General features: G+C 68.1%; 21 protein-coding genes. 11 read left to right on the forward strand and 10 right to left on the reverse strand.

The genetic code is table 11. The features are described from left to right. The first annotated feature begins 93 nt into the window (after positions 1–93). The 3 genes from ACFOPI_RS05890 (at position 94) to ACFOPI_RS05900 (ending at position 1,700) form a co-directional block, all read left to right on the forward strand. Positions 94–720, forward strand: a complete 627-nt coding sequence (locus ACFOPI_RS05890) for a hypothetical protein (RefSeq protein WP_382172052.1) — start codon at positions 94–96, stop codon at positions 718–720. Positions 721–791: 71 nt separating this feature from the next. Beyond that, positions 792–1,169 carry a VOC family protein gene (locus ACFOPI_RS05895; RefSeq protein ID WP_382172054.1) on the forward strand — a complete coding sequence of 126 codons (378 nt, stop codon included), beginning with the start codon at positions 792–794 and terminating at the stop codon, positions 1,167–1,169. 42 nt (positions 1,170–1,211) lie between these two features. After that, positions 1,212–1,700 (forward strand): energy transducer TonB, encoded by a 489-nt coding sequence (locus tag ACFOPI_RS05900; RefSeq protein WP_382172056.1) that lies wholly within the window; start codon positions 1,212–1,214, stop codon positions 1,698–1,700. A gap of 15 nt (positions 1,701–1,715) precedes the next feature. On the opposite strand, the gene ACFOPI_RS05905 is transcribed toward ACFOPI_RS05900, so the two are convergent. Further along, positions 1,716–2,855 carry an NAD(P)/FAD-dependent oxidoreductase gene (locus ACFOPI_RS05905; protein ID WP_382172058.1) on the reverse strand — a complete coding sequence of 380 codons (1,140 nt, stop codon included), beginning with the start codon at positions 2,853–2,855 and terminating at the stop codon, positions 1,716–1,718. A gap of 14 nt (positions 2,856–2,869) precedes the next feature. Here ACFOPI_RS05905 and ACFOPI_RS05910 point away from each other — a divergent pair, with 14 nt between their 5' ends. Beyond that, on the forward strand, positions 2,870–3,433 hold the full coding sequence (locus ACFOPI_RS05910; RefSeq protein WP_382172059.1) for a flavodoxin family protein: 564 nt from the start codon (positions 2,870–2,872) through the stop codon (positions 3,431–3,433). A gap of 36 nt (positions 3,434–3,469) precedes the next feature. Here ACFOPI_RS05910 and ACFOPI_RS05915 read toward each other — a convergent pair whose 3' ends face one another. From ACFOPI_RS05915 to ACFOPI_RS05955, 9 genes are all read right to left on the reverse strand, one after another. Beyond that, positions 3,470–3,808: an L-rhamnose mutarotase gene (locus tag ACFOPI_RS05915; protein ID WP_382172061.1), complete on the reverse strand. Its 339-nt coding sequence runs from the start codon at positions 3,806–3,808 to the stop codon at positions 3,470–3,472. 18 nt (positions 3,809–3,826) lie between these two features. Then, positions 3,827–4,603, reverse strand: a complete 777-nt coding sequence (locus ACFOPI_RS05920) for an SDR family oxidoreductase (RefSeq protein ID WP_382172064.1) — start codon at positions 4,601–4,603, stop codon at positions 3,827–3,829. A 31-nt stretch (positions 4,604–4,634) separates the two neighbouring features. After that, positions 4,635–5,519, reverse strand: coding sequence for an amidohydrolase family protein (locus tag ACFOPI_RS05925; protein WP_382172066.1), 885 nt, complete (start codon positions 5,517–5,519; stop codon positions 4,635–4,637). Then, a complete protein-coding gene (locus ACFOPI_RS05930) occupies positions 5,516–6,805 on the reverse strand; it encodes an L-fuconate dehydratase (RefSeq protein ID WP_382172068.1) in 1,290 nt (429 codons plus the stop codon). Before ACFOPI_RS05930 ends, ACFOPI_RS05925 begins: the two co-directional genes overlap by 4 nt. A 1-nt stretch (position 6,806) precedes the next feature. After that, the gene (locus tag ACFOPI_RS05935; RefSeq protein WP_382172071.1) at positions 6,807–7,661 is read right to left on the reverse strand and encodes a fumarylacetoacetate hydrolase family protein; all 855 of its coding nucleotides are present in this window, start codon (positions 7,659–7,661) and stop codon (positions 6,807–6,809) included. A gap of 64 nt (positions 7,662–7,725) precedes the next feature. After that, positions 7,726–8,667: an ABC transporter substrate-binding protein gene (locus tag ACFOPI_RS05940; protein ID WP_382172074.1), complete on the reverse strand. Its 942-nt coding sequence runs from the start codon at positions 8,665–8,667 to the stop codon at positions 7,726–7,728. 93 nt (positions 8,668–8,760) lie between these two features. Next, positions 8,761–9,762: an ABC transporter permease gene (locus ACFOPI_RS05945; protein WP_382172077.1), complete on the reverse strand. Its 1,002-nt coding sequence runs from the start codon at positions 9,760–9,762 to the stop codon at positions 8,761–8,763. 22 nt (positions 9,763–9,784) lie between these two features. Then, positions 9,785–11,308 carry a sugar ABC transporter ATP-binding protein gene (locus tag ACFOPI_RS05950; protein WP_382172080.1) on the reverse strand — a complete coding sequence of 508 codons (1,524 nt, stop codon included), beginning with the start codon at positions 11,306–11,308 and terminating at the stop codon, positions 9,785–9,787. A gap of 2 nt (positions 11,309–11,310) precedes the next feature. Then, complete coding sequence (locus tag ACFOPI_RS05955; protein WP_382172081.1) at positions 11,311–12,072, reverse strand: SDR family oxidoreductase; 762 nt, start codon at positions 12,070–12,072, stop codon at positions 11,311–11,313. A gap of 157 nt (positions 12,073–12,229) precedes the next feature. Here ACFOPI_RS05955 and ACFOPI_RS05960 point away from each other — a divergent pair, with 157 nt between their 5' ends. The 7 genes from ACFOPI_RS05960 to ACFOPI_RS05990 all read left to right on the forward strand — a co-directional run bounded on the left by ACFOPI_RS05960 (position 12,230) and on the right by ACFOPI_RS05990 (position 19,496). After that, entirely contained in the window at positions 12,230–13,060 is an 831-nt protein-coding gene (locus tag ACFOPI_RS05960; protein ID WP_382172083.1) for an IclR family transcriptional regulator, read from the forward strand. Between the two features lie 119 nt (positions 13,061–13,179). Beyond that, complete coding sequence (locus tag ACFOPI_RS05965; RefSeq protein WP_382172086.1) at positions 13,180–13,899, forward strand: FadR/GntR family transcriptional regulator; 720 nt, start codon at positions 13,180–13,182, stop codon at positions 13,897–13,899. Next, positions 13,896–14,909: an L-idonate 5-dehydrogenase gene (locus ACFOPI_RS05970; protein WP_382172087.1), complete on the forward strand. Its 1,014-nt coding sequence runs from the start codon at positions 13,896–13,898 to the stop codon at positions 14,907–14,909. Before ACFOPI_RS05965 ends, ACFOPI_RS05970 begins: the two co-directional genes overlap by 4 nt. Before the next feature lie 42 nt (positions 14,910–14,951). After that, entirely contained in the window at positions 14,952–15,920 is a 969-nt protein-coding gene (locus tag ACFOPI_RS05975) for a sialic acid TRAP transporter substrate-binding protein SiaP (RefSeq protein ID WP_382172090.1), read from the forward strand. A gap of 13 nt (positions 15,921–15,933) precedes the next feature. Then, positions 15,934–16,545: a TRAP transporter small permease gene (locus ACFOPI_RS05980; protein ID WP_382172093.1), complete on the forward strand. Its 612-nt coding sequence runs from the start codon at positions 15,934–15,936 to the stop codon at positions 16,543–16,545. 24 nt (positions 16,546–16,569) lie between these two features. Continuing rightward, positions 16,570–17,976: a TRAP transporter large permease gene (locus ACFOPI_RS05985; RefSeq protein WP_382172096.1), complete on the forward strand. Its 1,407-nt coding sequence runs from the start codon at positions 16,570–16,572 to the stop codon at positions 17,974–17,976. Further along, positions 17,973–19,496: a UxaA family hydrolase gene (locus tag ACFOPI_RS05990; protein WP_382172097.1), complete on the forward strand. Its 1,524-nt coding sequence runs from the start codon at positions 17,973–17,975 to the stop codon at positions 19,494–19,496. The genes ACFOPI_RS05985 and ACFOPI_RS05990 overlap by 4 nt, the downstream gene beginning before the upstream one ends. Positions 19,497–19,499: the final 3 nt, after the last annotated feature.

Below are 19,499 nucleotides of genomic sequence, written 5' to 3' on the forward strand. Positions count from 1 at the left end.
CCCCAGGGGTTCCGGCCAGGTGCGGGCCAGTCTCTGTCAGACTGCGCGCCGGTCGCAAGTTGCGGGCGACCACCGACGAACATGAGGAGGCGTATGTCTGGAGGTGACTGGAAGGAGATGTTCAACGCCGGTTGCGAGGGCGACCTGGCGCTGGTGGAGCACCACGTGAAGTCCGGCGTCGACGTGAACTACGCCCACCCGGAGTTCCTGTCGACGCCGCTGGTGGCCGCGATTCTGGCGGGCCAGGAAGCGGTGGCCCTGTACCTGCTGGACCACGGCGCCAACCCGGCCCTGGCGTCCGAGTTCGATGCCGCGACGCCGCTGCAGGCCGCGCGGCAGGTGGGGCTGGTGGCGGTGGAGGAGAAGCTGTACGCGATGGGCGTGCCCCGGCCGACCGCGGGCGGTGGCCAAGGGTTGGTCAGTCCGCCATCGAGAACACTGGTGCTCGCGGCAGCGGCGGTGTACCTGGCCCTGTTCGTCGCCCTGGTGGTCGGTGTGGTCTACGGCCTGCGCATGCGCTGCGAGGGCTTCGGCTGCATGGGCCTGGGGGTCTACTGGTTCGCCTGGTCGGTGGTGTACGCCGTCTCGGGCCTGATTGGCCTGTGGGTGCGCGCACTCACGCGGAGCGCGGCGGTCACCGGGGGGCTGGTGCGGTGGGCGGTCCGTCTGCACCTGCTCATGGGGCTGGCCCTGCTGGTCCTCTGGTGGATCAGCACCTGAGGTGTTGATCCGGTTGACCGGCCCGCCTCCGGCGGGCACAGTCAGCAGTCTGTTCTTTCAAGGAGGTCCCCATGCCCGCGAGTCCCCACGCCATCAGCTGGTTCGAGATTCCCGCCAACGACTTCGCCCGCGCCAAGGCGTTCTACGAGGCCGTGCTCGGCCGCCCCATCGAGACCATGACCATGGGGCCTTCCACCATGGGCTTTCTCTCCAGCAGCCCGGAGGGCGTCGGCGGCGCCATCGTGCACGGCGACGGCACCGCGCCATCGAAAAGCGGCACCCTGGTCTACCTCAACGGCGGCGACGACCTGGCGGTGATGCTGGCCAGGGTGGAACCGGCCGGCGGCACGGTGGCCGTGCCCAAGACCGACATCGGCAGCGGCTTCGGCTTCTTCGCCCACTTCATTGACACCGAAGGCAACCGCGTCGGGCTGCACTCAATGGGCTGATGGGCGCTGCTTTGTTTTTTGGGTGCGTCGCGCCTTCGAGGGGTGGCGCTGGTCGAGTGGTCAAAATGGGAGTGGTTTGCTGTGCGTCTGCGACGAGATTTTTTGGGGCGAAGCCTCGTGTGGGCCGTGATGGGCCTCGGTTTGCAGGGGTGCCGATCTCCTCTGCTGCGCTATTCGATGCCTTCGGCGGCGGAGGGTGAGTTCAGTCCGTCTGAGGTGGACCGTCTCCTCGCGAAAGAGATCGAGAAGTTGTCCCCACCGTCTCTAGACAAACCCTTGAAGGCCATCACCGTGGTAGCGCCCGACTACCCCAAATGGATTTCGAAAGTGCACTCGGGCAGCGTCCTGATTCGGTTCACGATCAATCCGCAGGGGCTGGTGACTGGCGTGACGCCGAGGCCGGATGACAACCCGGAGTTGGTCCGGTTGATGACCGAAGCGCTGGAGACCTGGCGGTTCGAGCCGCCGCTGCGCGACGGAAAGCCCACCTCCGTCCGCATGAACCTGCCGTTCCGTTTTGCCGTGCAATGACCGTTGTCAGACGGTTCAGCCGCGCAACGTTGCCCGCGCGGGCGACAGCATCTCCGCAGTCAGACCGCACCCGCTGATGTGGGCCGGCAGCGGCAGGCCGCGCACCAGCGCCGCGCAGGCCTCGCCCATGGCCGCGCTGGTCTGGATGCCGTAGCCGCCCTGCGCCGCGCACCAGAAGAAGCCATCGGCCGCCGCATCGAAGCCGCCGACCAGTTCACCATCGGCCACGAAGGACCGCAGCCCGGCCCAGGTGTGGGTGGGGCGCGGCGCTAGCGTGGTCCAGGTCTCGATGGCGTGCAGGCCGAGTGCGATGTCCAGTTCCTCGGGTTGCACGTCTTGCGGGTGCGTGGGGTCCTGGTTCACCGGCGAGGCGAGCAGGGCGCCCGCGTCGGGCTTCATGTAGAAGCTCTCGTCTGCGGCCAGCAGCAGCGGCCAGTGCGCGGTGTCGGTGCCGGCCGGTGGCAGGAAGGTGAAGGCGGTGCGGCGCTTGGGCACCAGACCGATGGGCGCCACGCCCGCCAGCTGCGCCACCGCATCGCACCAGGCGCCCGCGGCGTTGATGAGCACCGGTGCGGCGTGTTCGTCACCCGCCGCCGTGCGCACACGCCACTGGTCGCCACGGCGCTCAATGGTCACTACCTCCACATCGCACACCAGCGTGCCACCCGCGCGCCGGAAGCCGCGCAGATAGCCCTGATGGATGGCGTGCACGTCCATGTCGAAGCTGTCGGGCTCGTAGATCGCAGCGCTCACCTTCTCCGACCGGAGTGCTGGCACCATGGCCAGGGCCTCATCGGCACCCAGGCGGCGCCCGCGAGGGCTGGTCTGCTGCAGCGTGGCCCAGGCGTCATCCAGGTGAGGCATCTCCTCCGGCCCGGCCACCGTCAGCAGCCCGCGCGGCGTGAGCAGCGGCGCCTCGGCGAAGCCCGGTGGCGGGTTCAGGAAGAAGGGCTCGCTGGCGCGCGAGAGTGCCCGCACCTGCGTCGGCCCGTAGCTGGCGATGAACTGCGCCGCCGAACGCCCGGTGCTGTGGTAGCCCGGCTGGCTCTCGCGCTCGAGCATCGCGCAGCGCCCATACGGCGCGAGGAAGTGGCCGATGGAGGCACCCGCGATGCCGGCGCCGAGGATGAGGAAGTCGTGCGTGGAGGGGTTCATGGCAGGATGTTGCCATGACCGATCCGAAACACTTCCTCTTCCTCGTCGCCTCCACCCGCGAAGCCGGCCACGTCGGCAACACCGAGTGGCTGGCCCGCCAGGCCGCGGCCAGCCTGCCGGCCGACACCACCCAGACCTGGGTGCATCTGGCCCGCGCCGGCATCCCCGAGTTCGTCGACCAGCGCCACACCGTGGGCAGCTACCCCATGCCCGAGGACGGCAGCGTGATGCGCGGCCTGCTGGACCAGACCCTGGCCTGCACCGACCTGGTTTTCGTCGCGCCGGTCTACTGGTTCAGCTTCCCCAGCACGCTCAAGGCCTACTTGGACCACTGGAGCGCCTGGCTGCGCGTGCCGGGGCTGGATTTCAAGGCACGGATGAGCACCAAGCGCCTGTGGCTCATCACCACCAACGGCGACCGCGCCAAGGCCCAGCCCATGATCGACTCGACCGCGATGTGCGCGAAGTTCCTGGACATGCCGCTGGCCGGGGTGCTGTGGGGCAAAGGTGGACCACCCGACGCGGCGAAGGGCGATGAGCATGCAGTGGCCGCCGCTCCGACGTTCTTTCTCGGGTAGCCCGGCCGCGACTGACGGCGGACCGCCCAAGCGGTGTCACTGGGTCGAGAGATCGAAGATCCGTTTCATCTCGACCCACTTCTCACCCTCGGGCGTCCAGGGGGTGGGCGCCTGGTAGGTCCACATCAGCGTTTCCCAGCGCTGGATGTGCGGGTTGTCGCGCGAGGCCTCGGCCATGGCCTGGACGCTGTACACCGCCGGGTCTACCTCCATCACCATGAACAGGCGCGTGCCCAGGCGGTAGATCTCCATGCCCAGCACGCCCTGGGCGCGCAGGTGGTCGCGCACCTCGGGCCAGATGCGCTCGTGGGCCTTTTCGTACTCGGCGATGCGTTGGGGATCGTCCACCAGGTCGAGGGCCAGGGCATGGCGCATGGGGGGCTCCGGGAAAAGTCAGGTCAGCGCGCGGTCGAGATGGGTGTAGCCGCCATCGACAAACACCCACTGTCCGGTTGTGTGCGAGGAGGCGTCGGAGAGCAGGAACACGCAGGTGCGCGCCATTTCCTCCGAGGTCGTCATGCGCTGGCCCAGCGGAATCTTGCGCGTGATGCTGGCGAGCTTCTCGGCGGGGTTATCGAAGGTCTGGATCCAGCGCTCGTACAGGGGGGTCATCACCTCGGCCGGGATCAGCGCGTTCACGCGCACGCCATCAGCCAGCAGCGACGCCGCCCACTCTCGCGTGAGCGAGAGCTGGGCGCCCTTGGCGGCGGTGTAGCCGCTGGTGTTGCCCTGGCCGGTGAGGGCGGTCTTGGACGACACGTTGACGATGGCGCCCTTCGTGGCCTTGAGGTGGGGCACGCAGTAGTGCGCCATCACGTAGTAGTGGACCAGGTTGCGCTCCAGCGAGGCCATGAAGGCTTCGCGGCCCGCGTCCAGGGCAATGCCGTCGTTCACGCCGGCGTTGTTCACCAGGCCGTCGATGCGGCCGAAGCGCGCCACCGTCTGTTCCACGGCCGCGCGGCAGGCCGCGTCGTCCGAGAGCTCGACCTGCACGAACAGGTGCTGCGCCGTGCGGGCCTTCAGCTGCGCCATGAACTCGTCCGTCATGGGACTCTTGCCCAGGATGACGGGAATGGCGCCTTCGTCGGCCAGGGTCAGCGAGATGGCGGCGCCGATGCCGCTGGCGCCACCGGTGACGATGACCACCTTGTCTTTCAGATGCAGGTCCATGGGAGGGGATGGGTGGGTAAGGGTGGGGCCGTCAGGCCGTGGTCGCCGGCGGTGTCAGGCCGTAGCAGCGCATCGCGTTGCCGCTCCAGAACGCCTCCTGTTCCGCGGCGCTCAGGCGCGAGGAAGCCCATTGCTCGGCCAGCTCGTGCACCCGGTCGTAGGGCGCCGCCAGCTGGCACACCGGCCAGTCGGAGCCGAACATCAGGCGCTGCGGGCCGAAGGCCTCCAGCGCCAGGTCGAAGCACACGAGGATGTGGTGGGCGTCCTGGCGCGTCAGGTCGGGCCGGTGCGGCCAGTCGGTCTCGGTCACCAGGCCCGAGAGCTTGCACATCACGTGCGGCATCGCGGCCAGTTCGCGCAGGCCCTGCCGCCAGGCGGGCGAGGCGGTGTCGTCCCGCCAGTCGCGCAGCGCGGGTTTGCCCACGTGGTCCAGCACCAGCCAGTGCGCGTCGTGGCGGGCACACAAGGCCACCGCGGCGGGCATCTGGTGTTCGAACACCAGCACGTCGTAGACGCGCTGGTGCCGCTGCAGGGTCTGCAGGCCCAGCCGGTGGGCCGGGGCTTCCACCCAGGCCATGGCATCGGCCTCGTCCTGCAGGATGTGGCGCAGGCCCTTGAAGGCCGGGTGGGCGCACCAGGCCTGCAGCCGCGCTTCCAGATCGGCGGCCGCCAGATCGGCCCAGCCCACCACGCCCAGCACCTCGGGGTGGCGCTCGGCCTGCTGCAGCAGGAAGTCGGTCTCGTCGGGCCGTGTGCGGGCCTGCACGGCCACCACCGCGTCCACGCCCGCCGCCCGCAGGGCTGCGCAGTTGTCCGGCGGCAGGCAGTCCCGCCGCAGGACGGGCATGGCCTCGCTGATCCAGGGGAACTCCGGCGGGTTGTAGTGCCAGAAGTGCTGGTGGGTGTCGATCTTCATGCGGCGGCCGGCCTGAACTCGTACTGCTTCAGGGATTCAGGCTTCATCTCGATCGAGAAGCCCGGCGCCGTGGGCGGCATGTAGGCGGCACCGCGGACGACGCAAGGGTCCTTGAAGTGCTCGTGCAGGTGGTCCACGTACTCGATCACCCGGCCCTCGTGCGTGCCCGCGATGCACAGGTAGTCGATCATGGACAGGTGCTGCACGTACTCGCACAGACCCACGCCGCCCGCGTGCGGGCACACCGGCAGCTTGTACTTGGCGGCCATCAGCATCACGGCCAGGATCTCGTTCACACCGCCCAGGCGGCACGAGTCGATCTGCACCACGTCGATGGCGCCGCGCATGATGAGCTGCTTGAAGATGATGCGGTTCTGGCACATCTCGCCCGTGGCCACTTTCATCTTGCCCAGCATGGCCTCGCGGATCTGGCGGTGGCCTTCGATGTCGTCCGGGCTGGTGGGCTCTTCGATGAACCAGGGTTTGGCAAAAGCCAGTTCCTCCAGCCATGCAATGGCCTGTGGCACGTCCCACACCTGGTTGGCGTCGATCATCAACTGGCGGTCCGGCCCCAGCACCTCGCGCGCGATGCGCAGACGGCGGATGTCGTCGGCCTGGTCGCGCCCGACCTTGAGCTTGATGTGGTTGAAACCCGCATCCACCGCCTCTTGCGCCAGTCGGCGCAGCTTGTCGTCGGGGTAGCCCAGCCAGCCGGCCGAGGTGGTGTAGCAGGGGTAGCCCTCGCGCTGCAGCCGCGCCCAGCGCTCGTCCTTGCCCACGGCGCGCTCCTTGAGCAGCGCCAGCGCCTCTTCGGGCGTGATGCAGTCGGTGATGTAGCGGAAGTCGATCAGCTTGACGATCTCTTCCGGGCTCATGCGCGCCACCAGTTCCCACACCGGCACGCCTTCCTGCTTGGCCCACAGGTCCCACACGGCGTTGACGACGGCGCCCGTGGCCAGGTGGATCGCGCCCTTGTCGGGGCCGATCCAGCGCAGCTGGCTGTCGGAGGTGATGCGGCGCCAGAAGCGGCCCATGTCCTCGGCCACCCAGTCCATGTCCAGCCCCACCACCAGGTGGCGCATGGCCTCGATGGCGGCGCAGCAGATCTGGTTGCCGCGCCCGATGGTGAAGGTCAGGCCGTGGCCTTCCAGTCCGGGCTGGTCGGTTTCCAGGACCACATAGGCCGCGGAATAGTCCGGGTCCGGGTTCATGGCGTCCGAGCCGTCCAGATGCTGGGACGTGGGAAAGCGCACGTCCACGACGCGCAGGGCGGTGATGGTGCTCATGTCAGGCCTGCACGGTCCTCTGGGTCTGTGTCCCCAGGCCATCGATGCCCAGGTGCATGGTCTGTCCGGCGCGCAGGTAGACCGGCGGCTTCTGCCCCAGGCCCACGCCGGGCGGGGTGCCGGTGGAGATCACGTCGCCCGGCTGCAGGCTCATGAAGCGGCTGAGGTAGCTGACCAGGAAGGCCACGCCGTAGACCATGGTGGCGGTGCTGCCGTCCTGGTAGCGCTTGCCGTCCACCTCCAGCCACATGCGCAGCGCCTGCGGGTCGGGCACCTCGTCGGCGGTCACCAGCCAGGGGCCGGTGGGGCCGAAGGTGTCGCAGCCCTTGCCCTTGTCCCAGGTGCCGCTGCGGTCCAGTTGGTATTCGCGTTCGGACACGTCGTTGACCACACAGTAGCCGGCCACATGGGACAGCGCGTCGGCTTCCTCGATGTAGCGGCCACCGCGGCCGATCACCACGCCCAGTTCCACTTCCCAGTCGGTCTTCACCGAGCCGCGGGGGATCTCCACGTTGTCGTCGGGCCCCACGATGGCGCTGGTCCATTTGTTGAACACCACCGGCTCGGGCGGCACTGGCATGCCGCTCTCGGCTGCGTGGTCCGAGTAGTTCAGGCCGATGCAGATGAACTTGCCCACCTGGCCCACGCAGGCGCCCAGGCGCAGGTCCTGCTGCGGCGTGCCGGGCACCAGCGGCAGGCTGTTGAGGTCGAGGCTGCGCAGGCGCGCCAGGCTCTCCGGCAGCAAGGCCGCGCCGGCCACATCGGCGATCACGCCGGAGAGGTCGCGCACGCGCCCCTGGGCGTCGAGCACGCCGGGTTTTTCCTGGCCGGGGGATCCGTAGCGCAAGAGTTTCACAGTTGTTCCTTGAGGTGTTGGCTCCCCGCGCCGCGCCAGCGGTGCGGGGAGGGTGGGTGGTGGATCAGTCGTACAGAACAGCAGCGACCTTGGGGTCGTTCATGTTCGACTTGTCGTAGTAGTAGAAGCCGGTGTCGATGATCTTGGGCAGCTTCTCGCCTTTGAGCGTCTTCACCGCGGCCTCAACGGTCTTGTAGCCGATGCCCACCGGGTTCTGGGTGATGGCGCCGGCGATGGTGCCGTCGTTGATCATGTCCTTCTGGGCCTTGCCCGAGTCGAAGCCGATGATCACGATGCCGCTCTTCTTGGCTTCCTTGATGCCCTTGCCCGCGCCGATGGCGCCCGGTTCGTTGGTGCCGAAGATGCCCTTGAGCTTGGGGTGGGCCTGCAGCAGGGCCTTGGCGATCTCGGCCGACTTCAGCTGGTCGCCGCCGTACTGCACGTCCACCACCTTGATCTTGGGGTACTTGGCCTTGATCTGGTTCAGGAAGCCATCGCGGCGGTCCACGCCGGTGCGGCTGGTCTGGTCGTGGGCGATCACCGCCACCTCGCCTTCGCCACCGATCTTCTCGGCCATCTTGTCGGCGGCCAGGGCCGCGGCGGCCACGTTGTTCGTGGTGGCCGTGGTCACCGGGATGTCGCTGTCCACGCCGGAGTCGAACGCGATCACGGGGATCTTGGCGGCCTGGGCCTTCTTCAGCAGCGGAATGGCCGCCTTGCTGTCGAGCGCGGCAAAGCCGATGGCGGCGGGCTTCTTGGCCATGGCGGCCGAGAGCATGTCGATCTGCTTGTCGACCTGCTGCTCGGTCTCCGGTCCTTCGAACGTCACCTTGACCTTGTACTCCTTGGCGGCCTGGTCGGCTCCCTGTTTCACGGCCTGCCAGAACTGGTGCTGGAAGCCCTTGGACACCAGGGGGATGTAGACCTCCTGGGCCGATGCGAAGCTGGTGAAGCCGGCCAGCGCCAGGCCGGCGGTCAGGGCCAGCAGCTTTCTCTTGGTGTTCATGTTTGTCTCCGTTTGAAGTGGTTTGTGGTGGGGGGAATCACGAAAGAGGGAAGGGGGTGCGAGGGCAAGGGCTTGTGGCGTGGGGCGGCCTCCTCATGGCTTGTTGCGGCGCAGGTTGTCGGTGTAGACCGCCAGGATGATGATCAGACCGGTGAGCACCATCTGCCACTCCTGCGCCACGGACATGATGCGCAGGCCGTTGATCAGCACGCTCATGATGAAGGCGCCGATGATGGTGCCGAGGATGGTGCCCACGCCACCACTGAGCGAGGTGCCGCCGATCACCACCGCGGCGATGGCGTCGAGTTCGTAGCCCTGGCCCAGCGCGGGCTGCGCCGAGTTCAGGCGCGAGGCGATCAGCAGGCCGGCGATGCCGCAGATGCCGCCGGAGAAGGTGTAGATGATGACTTTCCAGCGGTCCACGTTCACGCCCGACAGGCGCACCGCCTCTTCGTTGCTGCCCAGGGCGAAGGTGTAGCGGCCCAGCGCGGTCTTGTTCAGCACCACCGCACCGACCACGGCCACCAGGAACATGATGAGCACGCCGTTGGGGATCGGCAGCGCCGGGATCAGGTCGCCCAGCAGCGAGCCGAGCGAGATCTGGTCGAACCCCTCCACGTCGCTGAAGTAGATGGGGCGGGTCTGCGTGATCAGCAGGGACAGGCCCTTGAGCAGCATCATCATGCCCAGCGTGGCGATGAACGGCGGCACCTTGAGCTTGGTGATGGCCAGGCCGGAGACGCAGCCCGAGAGCGCACCCATGCCGATGGCCAGCACGATGCCCAGCGGCATGGGCAGGCCCAGGTTCACCATGAACACACCGGCCATGACGGCGCAGAAGGTCATCAGCACGCCCACCGACAGGTCGATGCCCGAGGTGATGATGATGAAGGTGCTGGCAATGGCCAGCACGCCAATCACCGTGGTGGACTGCAGGATGCCGATGAGGTTGTCCTGCGTCATGAAGGCATCGGGCTTGAGCACGCTGAACACCACGATCAGTGCGATCAGGCTGCCAAAGGCCAGCAGTTTCTGTTTGGCCTGACCGCCGGAGAGGCGGGCCAGCCAGGAGGGAGCGGTGTTTTTGTCGGTCATGGCGGGGTCTGGTGGTCTCTGGTCAATCGCGCCGGGTGGCCAGGGCCATCAGGCTTTCCTGTGTGGCGGCATCGCCCGGCACCTCGCCGGTGATGCAGCCCTCGCACATCACCACGATGCGGTGGCTCAGCAGCAGCACCTCGGGCAGTTCGCTGGAGATGACGACGATGGCGCGCCCTTGCGCGGCCAGCTCGTTGAGCAGCTTGTAGATCTCGCTCTTGGCGCCCACGTCGATGCCGCGCGTGGGCTCATCGAAGATCAACACCTCGCAGTCCTGCACCAGCCATTTGGCGATCACCACCTTCTGCTGGTTGCCGCCCGAGAGCAGGCGCGCCGTCTGCGTGAGCGAGGGCGTCTTGATGCGCAGCTTCGCCACCATCTGCTGCCCGATGGCGCGGATGGCGGGCTGGTTGAGGAACACGCCCCACCTGAGCCAGCGCCGCAGGCTGGGCAGCGTGATGTTGGATTCCACGTCCATGCCCGTGGCCAGACCGAAGTGCTTGCGGTCTTCGGACAGGTAGCCGATGCCTGCGCGCACCGCGTCCTGCGGCGAGCGCAGCCGGATCGGCTCGCCGCGCACCCGCACCTCGCCCGAGTCGATGGGGTCCGCGCCGAACACGGCGCGCGCCACCTCGGTGCGGCCGGCGCCCATCAGGCCCGCAAAGCCCAGGATTTCGCCGCGCCGCACGGTGAAGCTCACGTCCCGGATGGCGCGGCCCCGGTTGAGGCCACGCACGTCCAGCAGCACCTCGCTGGCCGATGTGTCGGGGATGTGCTTGTCCGCCTGGTCGAGTGTGCGCCCGACCATCATGGCGATCACCTCTGCCATGGGCGTGGTGGCCGGCACGGTGGCCACGTAGGTGCCGTCGCGCATCACCGTGATGCGGTCGGCGATGCGCTGGATCTCGTCCATCTTGTGCGAGATGTAGACGATGCCCACGCCCTCGCTGCGCAGCTGCCGGATGATGCGGAACAGCTCCTCGATCTCGGCGTTGTTCAGTGCGGCGGTGGGCTCGTCCATGATGAGCACGCGCGACTTGTGCGACAGTGCCTTGGCAATCTCCACCATCTGCTGGCGCGCCACGGTCAGCTGGCCCACCACGGTGGTGGGCGCCAGCGCCAGGTTCATGCGGTCGAACAGCACCTGCGCGTCGCGGTTGAGCTGCTCGTCGTCCAGCAGCAGGCCGCCGAGCTTGCGCGGCTCGCGGCCCAGGAAGATGTTCTGCGCCGCCGTGAGGTGTCCCATCAGGTGCAGCTCCTGGTGGATGATGCCGATGGCCAGCGACTGCGCGTGCGCCGGGCTTTCGATCTCCACCGGCTGGCCGTCCAGCAGCACCTCGCCGCTGTCCTTGCGGTAGACGCCGGCCAGGATCTTCATCAGCGTGGACTTGCCCGCGCCGTTCTCTCCCATCAGGGCATGGACTTCGCCCGGGCGCAGGTCGAACTGCACCCGGTCCAGCGCCTTGACGCCGGGGAAGGACTTGCTGAGGTTCTGGACCGAAATCAGGGGGGCCACGGAACGACCTGGTGGGCTGGTGGGGTCCATCGTCAGATCGTCACGCCGCCATCGACCAGCAGCGCCTGCCCGGTCACGAAGCGCGATTCGTCGCTGGCCAGGAACACCACCATCGGCGTGATGTCGTCCACCGTGGCCAGGCGGCCCATGGGCTGGCGGGCGATGAAGTCCTTCTCGGCCTGCACCGGGTCGGCCGCGGAGGCGATGCGCCCGCGCAGGGACGGGGTGTCCACCGTGCCCGGGCACAGGGCGTTGGCGCGCAGGCCCTGCTTGACGTAGTCGGCCGCGAGCGATTTGGTCAGGCCGATCACCGCGGCCTTGGTGGCCCCGTAGGCGCAGCGGTTGGCAAAGCCCTTGATGCTCGACGCCATGGAGGCCATGTTGATCACCGACACGCTGCCGCCCTGCGTGCGGGCGTGCTCCAGCATGCCGGGCAGGAAGGCGCGCGTCATGCGAAACATGCTCTTGACGTTGAGGTCGAAGCTCAGGTCCCAGTCGGCCTCGGAGCAGTCCAGCAGGCTGCCGTTGGCCACCATGCCGGCGCAGTTGAACAGCACGTCCAGCGCCGGGCTGCGCTGCGCCAGCGCCTGCACGGCGGCGTCGTCGCGCACGTCCAGCGTCACCACCTCGATGCCCGCGTGTTCGGCGGCCAGCTGTTGCAGCAGCGGCGCGTTGATGTCGGTGGCGATCACCCGCGCCCCCTCGGCGGCGCAGGCCAGCGCGCTGGCGCGGCCAATGCCTTGCGCCGCGGCGGTGATGAGCACCGTTTTGCCTTTCAGTCGACCTTCATGCATGGGGTAAGTCCCGGTTGTTGAATTCACATATGAACAGAAAATCCATGTATGAACAAAATCATAGGTGCATGTCCTTGGGGTCTGGCTCGGTACTTTCCCTAGCCGGACCCTGCGGTACAAAACAGCTCCACGTCCCATGCCCAGTGAAGAGACCCCCATGCCGACCACCACGCCCCGACCCCGCGGACGCCGCCCCAAGGCCGACCCCAGCACCGACAGCGACGACCGTTACCGGGCGCCGGCGCTGGACAAGGGGCTGGACATCCTGGAGCTGCTGGCCACACAGCCCCACGGGCTGACGCGGGCAGAAATCGTGAAAGAGATGGACCGCAGCGCGAGCGAGATCTACCGCATGCTCGAACGCCTGGTGGCGCGGCAGTACGTCATGCGCACGCGCTCGGGCGACCGCTACGCACTCAGCCTCAAGCTGTTCGCGCTGGCCAACATGCACCCGCCGCTCAGCCGCCTGATCAACCAGGCGCTGCCCATCATGGACGAGTTCACCCGCAAGGCCGAGCAGTCCTGCCACATGGGGGTGTACGACCGGGGCAATGTGCTGATCAGCGCCCAGGTCAACAGCCCCAGCGGCTGGAGCTTTGCGGTGCAGCGGGGTGCGCGGGTGGGCCTGGTGGACACGGCCTCGGGCCATTTGCTGCTGGCCTATGCCGACGAAGGCCAGTTCAACCGCATGCTGGCCGAGCACACGCCGCTGGATGGCGAGGTGCCCATCACCCTGGAGCAGCTGCAGGAGACGCTGGCCGCCATCCGTGCCCAGGGCTACCTGGAACGCGAGAGTGCGCAGACCCTGGGCGTGGTGGACATTTCCTTCCCCATCCTTGGCCCCGACAACACGGCACTGGCCACGCTGACCTGTCCCTACATCCGCCGCATCGACCGCCACGTCGGCCCGGACATGGCCCAGGTGCGCGAGTACCTGCGCGAGGCGGCGGCCGCGCTGTCGCTGACGCAGGGCATGAGCGCTCCGTGAATCCGGCGTCTGCCGCCCCCCGTCCGGCCGCAGACCCCGTGTAAACCCTCGAACACCCGCGGGTGCTTGCTGCCTACACTTCGGCCAAGTGGTCAGACCAATTTACCAACTTACCAGTCATGCCCTTTCAACCCATCGAGCCGAGGCGGCTGTACCGCCAGATTGCCGACCAGCTGCGCCAGCTGATCCAGAGCGGCGAGTTCGCGGTGGGCTCGCGCCTGCCGGCCGAGCGCGACCTGGCGGCCAAGATGGGGGTGTCGCGGCCCTCGGTGCGCGAGGCGCTGATCGCGCTGGAAGTGCAGGGACTGATCGAGGTGCGCGGTGGTTCGGGCATCGTGGTCGTCCGCCGCGAGCCGGTGCAGCTGCTCGACAACGCGCACGGCCCGCTGGAGATCATCCGGGCGCGCCAGCTGATCGAATGTGAACTGGCCGCCGTGGCCGCGGGCAGCACCGACAACACCCTGGTGCCCGACCTCGAAGAGGCCCTGCGCGAGATGGAAAGCGACATCCTCGCCCGCACGCTGCCGATCAAGGGCGACCGCAACTTCCACCTGCGCATCGCGCAGGCCAGCGACAACAGCCCCTTGCTGGCGGTCGTCACGCAGCTGTTCGACGAGCGCAACGGGCCGCTGTTTGCCCGCCTGGGTAGCCACTTCGAGCGCGAAAGCACCTGGAAGCAGGCGGTGGCCGAACACCGGGGCGTGGTCCGGGCCATCGAACGCAACGACCCGCAGGCCGCCCGCCAGGCCATGAGCCACCACCTCGAACGCTCCCACCAGCGTTTCTCGGCCGGCTGGACGGCGACCACCGACACGGAAACCCCCAAGAGCACCGCATGAGCCTGGCCTGCACCCTGCACGGACCCCTGCAACTGAGCGTGGAAACATTGGCACAAGTCGAGCCGGCCGCCGGCCAGGTGCGCCTGCGCCTGGGCGCTGGCGGCATCTGCGGTTCCGACCTGCACTACTACCAGCACGGGCGCGCCGGCGCCTTCGCCATCCGCGCGCCCTTCGTGCCGGGCCACGAGGCCTCGGGCGTGGTCGAAGCCATCGGGCCTGGCGTCACCCGGGTGCGGCCGGGCCAGAAGGTGGCGGTGAACCCGGCCCACCCCTGCGGCCTGTGCCCGGCCTGCCGCGCCGGCCGCAGCAACCTCTGCGAAAAGATGGTGTTCCTCGGCAGCGCGGCGATCTTTCCGCACCTGCCGGGCCTGTTCCGGGAGCATTTTGTGGTGGGTGAATCGCAGCTCACCGCGGTGGACGAGGACGTGGGTCTGGGCGAGATCGCCTGCGCCGAGCCGCTGTCGGTCGGGCTGCACGCGGTGCGCCGCGCCGGCTCGGTGCTGGGTGCCACGGTGCTGGTCACCGGCGCCGGCACCATCGGCTGCATGTCGGTGATCGCCGCGCGGCTGGCCGGCGCGGGGCGCGTGCTCTGCAGCGACCCCAGCGAGCGCGCCCGCGACATGGCGCTCACCGTGGGCGCCGACGAGGCCCAGCCCGACACCAGCGCGTGGCAGGGCCAGGTGGATGTGGCCATCGAAGCTGCGGGCCACCCCGCGGCGCTCGCCGGCTGCCTGTCGGCGGTGCGCCGCGGCGCGCGCATCGTTCAGGTCGGCACGCTGCCGCCCGAGCTGCCGTTTCCGGCCAACGACATCATGACCCGCGAGCTGGACTACGTGGGGGCCTTCCGGGCCGACATCGAATTCGACTGGGCCGTGCAGGCCATCCGCAGCCGGCGCGCCGACGTGCGGCCGCTCATCAGCGCCCAGATCCCGATCAGCGAATCGAAGGCGGCCTTCGATTTGGCTTTGGACCGCAGCCGCAGCACCAAGGTGCAGCTCATCCCCGGCTAGGGGAGGGTGGGCACCGCACTCAACAAACACTGGAGACAAGCCATGACATTCCAACGACTCACTCTGACCCTCGCCGCGAGCCTGGTGGTGGCCGCCCCCGCCTTCGCCCAGACCAAGCTCAAGTGGGCCCACGTCTATGAAACCACCGAGTCCTTCCACACCGCATCCGTGTGGGCGGCCGAGGAGATCAAGAAGCGCAGCGGCGGCCGCTACCAGATCGACGTGTACCCCGCGTCGCAGCTGGGCAAGGAGAACGACATCAACCAGGGCCTGTCGCTGGGCACGGTGGACATCATCATTTCCGGCTCCAGCTTCGCGGCCAAGGCCTTCCCGCGCATCGGCGTCACCTACTACCCCTACACCTTCCGCGACGTGGACCACCTGCTGGCCTACACCAAGAGCGACATCTACAAGGAGCTGACGGCGGGCTACGAGCAGAAGAGCGGCAACGAGATCATCGCCACCACCTACTACGGCACGCGCCACACCACCAGCAACCGGCCGATTGCCAAGTGCGCCGACATGAAGGGCCTGAAGATGCGCGTGCCCGATGTGCCGGCCTACCTGGCCATGCCGCGCGCCTGCGGGGCCAACACCTCGCCCATCGCGTTCGCCGAGGTCTACCTCGCGCTGCAGAACGGCACCGTGGAAGCGCAGGAAAACCCGCTGCCCACCATCGACGCCAAGAAGTTCTTCGAGGTGCAAAAGCACATCGTGCTCACCGGCCATATCGTGGACCACCTGAACACCGTGGTGGCCGGCGGCCTGTGGAAGAAGCTCTCGGACGCCGACAAGAAAATGTTCACCGAAGTGGCTCAGGAGGCCGCGGCCCGGGCCTCGAAGGAAGTGGCCGCCCGCGAGAAGGAGCTGGCCGCCGTGTTCCGCAGCAAAGGCGTGAGCGTGACCGAGGTCAACACTGGCGAGTTCCGCGACACCGTGCTGAAGAACGTGCCCTTTGAACAGTTCGGCTACCAGAAAGCCGACTGGGACCGCATCCAGGCCGTGAAGTAAGGCGGAGGACGGCATGTCGCTTCAGCGCGCTCTGCCCGATGCCGTCGGTGCGGCGGCCTCGCATCCGGTGGAAACCAGCGCGGAAGCGCTGGCCGCCAGCTTCGCCGAGGCCGACCGGCACCCGGTCGATCTCTCGGGCTATGGCATCGAGGACTGGATCTGCCTGGCCTTCTTCTGGACCATGGCCGGCCTGGTGTTCCTGCAGTTCTTCACCCGCTATGTGCTGAACGACTCGTTCGCCTGGACCGAGGAGCTGGCGGTCTACTGCCTGATGCCGGTGGTCTTCATCGGGGCGTCCATGTGCGTGCGGCGCATGCGCCACATCCAGGTCAACCTGGTGTATGGCCACCTGCCCGCGCCCGCGGGCCGGGCGCTGTCCACCGCGGTGGACCTGGCGGCCATCGCCTTCTACGGTTACGCCAGCTGGCTGGTGGCGCGCTACGCGCTGGCGGTGGACAACGAGCCCATGACCACCATCGACTGGAACAAGAGCTACGTGTACTGGCTCGCCTTCGCCGGCTTTGCACTGATGACCGTGCGCGGCGTTCAGGTGGCGGTGGAGAACTGGCGGCGCGGCTTTTCGCCGCTGCAGAACCCCGCCCGCTTCGAAGACGCGCCCCACTGACGCCCGCTCACACGGACCCTCTCCATGCTCATCCTGATTCTGTCCTTCGTGGGGCTGATGCTCCTGGGTCTGCCCGTGGCCGTGGCCATGGCGGGCGGCTCGCTGATCTACATCCTGGTCTCGGGCAGCGTGCCCGACATCGTGCTGGCCCAGCGCATGATCTCCGGCATCGAGTCCTTCCCGCTGCTGGCCGTGCCCTTCTTCATCCTGGCCGGCAACCTGATGAACATCGCCGGCATCACGGGGCGCATCTACAACTTCGCGATCGCGCTGGTGGGCTGGATGAAAGGCGGCCTGGGGCAGGTCAACATCATTGGCTCGGTGATCTTTTCGGGCATGTCGGGCACGGCCATCGCCGACGCGGCGGGTCTGGGCACGGTCGAGATCAAGGCCATGAAGGAACACGGCTATTCCACCGAGTTCGCGGTGGGTGTGACGGCCGCTTCGGCCACCCTGGGCCCGATCTTTCCGCCGTCGCTGCCCTTCGTCATCTACGGGATGATGGCCAACGTCTCCATCGGCGCGCTGTTCGTGGCCGGCATTCTGCCGGGCATCTTCCTGACCGTGCTGATGATGCTCACCGTCGCCTACTACGCCCGCCGCCAGGGCTGGGGGGGCGACGTGGCGTTCCACTGGGGCCGCCTGGGCAGCGCCGGCCTGGAGATCCTGCTGGTGCTGGCCTTCCCCATGGCCGTGTGGCTGGCCGTGAAAGCCGGCGCTGCGGTGAACGTGGCGGCCATCACGGCCTTCGTGGTGCTGCTGGCGCTGGACTGGCGCTACAACTTCTCGGCCGTGCTGGCGCTCATGGCGCCGGTGATCCTGATCGGCGGCATGACTATGGGCTGGTTCACCCCCACCGAGGCGGCCGTGGCCGCGGTCCTCTGGGCCCTGTTCCTGGGCCTGGTGCGCTACCGCTCCATGACCCTCAAGACGCTGGCCAAGGCCACCTTCGACACCATCGAGACCACGGCTTCGGTGCTGTTCATCGTCACCGCCGCGTCCATCTTCGCCTGGCTGCTCACCACCACGCAGGCCGCCCAGGCCCTGGCCGACTGGATCCTCTCCATCACCAGCAACAAGTGGGTGTTCCTGCTGCTGGCCAATCTGCTGATCCTGTTCGTGGGCTGCTTCATCGACACCATTGCCGCCATCACCATCCTGGTGCCCATCCTGCTGCCCATCGTGCTCAAGCTGGGCATCGACCCGGTGCAGTTCGGCCTCATCGTGACGCTGAACCTGATGATCGGCCTGATGACGCCGCCACTGGGCATGGTGCTGTTCGTGCTGGCGCGGATCTCCAAGCTCTCGGTGGAACGCGCCACCATGGCCATCCTGCCTTGGCTGATTCCCTTGTTGCTGGGTCTGGTGGCCATCACCTACGTCCCCGGGCTGACGCTGTGGCTGCCGCAGCAGATGGGGCTGCTGAAATGAACCCCGTCATCCGCATCCATCCCCAGGACGACGTCGTCATCGCACGGCAGCAGCTGCTGGGCGGCACGCGCATCGAATCCGAAGGCATCAGCGTGTCGGGCCTGATCCCGCCGGGCCACAAGATCGCCGTGCGCGCCATCGCGGCAGGCGAGCCGGTGCGGCGCTACAACCAGGTCATTGGCACCGCCACCCAGGCCATCGCGCCCGGGCAGCACGTACACACCCACAACCTGGCCTTCAGCCGCTTCGACCGTGGCCACGCTGTGGGCGGCGATGTGCGGCCGGTGGCCTATGTGGACACGCCCGCCACCTTCGACGGCATCGTGCGCAGCGACGGTCGCGTGGCCACGCGCAACTACATCGGCGTGCTGACCAGCGTGAACTGTTCGGCCACGGTGGCGCGCGCCATCGCCGACCACTTCCGCCGCGACATCCACCCCGAAGCCCTGGCCGCGTTCCCGAACGTGGACGGTGTGGTGGCCCTGACCCACGGCGCGGGCTGTGCCACCGACAGCGAAGGCGAGGGCCTGCACGTGCTGCGCCGCACGCTGGCGGGCTACGCGCGCCACGCCAACTTCGCCGCCGTGGTGGTGGTGGGGCTGGGCTGCGAGACGAACCAGATCCAGGGCCTGCTGGCGCAGGAAGGCCTGCGCGAGGGTGCCAAGCTGGTGACCTTCAGCATCCAGGACACGGGCGGCACCGCCAAGAGCGTGGCGCGCGGCATCGAAGCGGTGCAGGCCCTGCTGCCTGAGGCCAACGCCGTGCAGCGCCAGCCCGTGCCCGCCAGCCACCTGGTGGTGGGCCTGCAGTGCGGCGGGTCCGACGGCTACTCTGGCATCAGCGCCAACCCGGCACTGGGCGCGGCGGTGGACTTGGTGGTGCGCCACGGCGGCACGGCCGTGCTGTCCGAGACGCCCGAGATCTACGGCGGCGAACACCTGCTGCTGCAACGCGCCGTGTCGCAGGCCGTGGCCGACAAGCTCGAAGCCCGTCTGCGCTGGTGGACCGAGTACTGCGCCCGCCACCACGCCGAGATGGACAACAACCCCTCGGCCGGCAACAAGGCTGGCGGCCTGACCACCATCCTGGAGAAATCGCTCGGCGCCATCGCCAAGGGCGGCACCACACCCCTGGTGGACGTCTACGAATACGCCCAACCCATCACCGCCAAAGGCTTCGTCTACATGGACACGCCAGGCTACGACCCGGTGTCGGCCACCGGCCAGGTGGCCGGCGGCGCCAACCTCATCTGCTTCACCACCGGGCGCGGTTCGGCCTACGGCTGCGCGCCGTCGCCCTCGCTCAAGCTGGCCACCAACAGTGCGCTGTGGGCCCGGCAGGAAGAGGACATGGACATCAACTGCGGCACCGTCATCGACGGCAGCGAGAGCGTGGAACAGCTGGGCGAGCGCATCTTCCGCGACATGCTGGCCACTGCCTCGGGCCGCAAAACCAAGAGCGAACAGCACGGCTATGGCCAGAACGAGTTTGTGCCCTGGGCACTCGGCGCGGTGATGTGAGGC

The sequence above is a fragment of the Hydrogenophaga luteola genome (assembly GCF_042648585.1).
GTDB classification, from domain to species: Bacteria; Pseudomonadota; Gammaproteobacteria; order Burkholderiales; family Burkholderiaceae_C; genus Hydrogenophaga; species Hydrogenophaga luteola.

Coding starts and splice junctions, on each gene's coding strand:
- ACFOPI_RS05890 (WP_382172052.1), top strand. CDS start 94: ATGTCTGGAGGTGACTGGAAGGAGATGTTCAACGCCGGTTGCGAGGGC.
- ACFOPI_RS05895 (WP_382172054.1), top strand. CDS start 792: ATGCCCGCGAGTCCCCACGCCATCAGCTGGTTCGAGATTCCCGCCAAC.
- ACFOPI_RS05905 (WP_382172058.1), bottom strand. CDS start 2,855: ATGAACCCCTCCACGCACGACTTCCTCATCCTCGGCGCCGGCATCGCG.
- ACFOPI_RS05910 (WP_382172059.1), top strand. CDS start 2,870: ATGACCGATCCGAAACACTTCCTCTTCCTCGTCGCCTCCACCCGCGAA.
- ACFOPI_RS05915 (WP_382172061.1), bottom strand. CDS start 3,808: ATGCGCCATGCCCTGGCCCTCGACCTGGTGGACGATCCCCAACGCATC.
- ACFOPI_RS05920 (WP_382172064.1), bottom strand. CDS start 4,603: ATGGACCTGCATCTGAAAGACAAGGTGGTCATCGTCACCGGTGGCGCC.
- ACFOPI_RS05925 (WP_382172066.1), bottom strand. CDS start 5,519: ATGAAGATCGACACCCACCAGCACTTCTGGCACTACAACCCGCCGGAG.
- ACFOPI_RS05930 (WP_382172068.1), bottom strand. CDS start 6,805: ATGAGCACCATCACCGCCCTGCGCGTCGTGGACGTGCGCTTTCCCACG.
- ACFOPI_RS05940 (WP_382172074.1), bottom strand. CDS start 8,667: ATGAACACCAAGAGAAAGCTGCTGGCCCTGACCGCCGGCCTGGCGCTG.
- ACFOPI_RS05945 (WP_382172077.1), bottom strand. CDS start 9,762: ATGACCGACAAAAACACCGCTCCCTCCTGGCTGGCCCGCCTCTCCGGC.
- ACFOPI_RS05950 (WP_382172080.1), bottom strand. CDS start 11,308: ATGGACCCCACCAGCCCACCAGGTCGTTCCGTGGCCCCCCTGATTTCG.
- ACFOPI_RS05955 (WP_382172081.1), bottom strand. CDS start 12,072: ATGCATGAAGGTCGACTGAAAGGCAAAACGGTGCTCATCACCGCCGCG.
- ACFOPI_RS05960 (WP_382172083.1), top strand. CDS start 12,230: ATGCCGACCACCACGCCCCGACCCCGCGGACGCCGCCCCAAGGCCGAC.
- ACFOPI_RS05965 (WP_382172086.1), top strand. CDS start 13,180: ATGCCCTTTCAACCCATCGAGCCGAGGCGGCTGTACCGCCAGATTGCC.
- ACFOPI_RS05970 (WP_382172087.1), top strand. CDS start 13,896: ATGAGCCTGGCCTGCACCCTGCACGGACCCCTGCAACTGAGCGTGGAA.
- ACFOPI_RS05975 (WP_382172090.1), top strand. CDS start 14,952: ATGACATTCCAACGACTCACTCTGACCCTCGCCGCGAGCCTGGTGGTG.
- ACFOPI_RS05980 (WP_382172093.1), top strand. CDS start 15,934: ATGTCGCTTCAGCGCGCTCTGCCCGATGCCGTCGGTGCGGCGGCCTCG.
- ACFOPI_RS05985 (WP_382172096.1), top strand. CDS start 16,570: ATGCTCATCCTGATTCTGTCCTTCGTGGGGCTGATGCTCCTGGGTCTG.
- ACFOPI_RS05990 (WP_382172097.1), top strand. CDS start 17,973: ATGAACCCCGTCATCCGCATCCATCCCCAGGACGACGTCGTCATCGCA.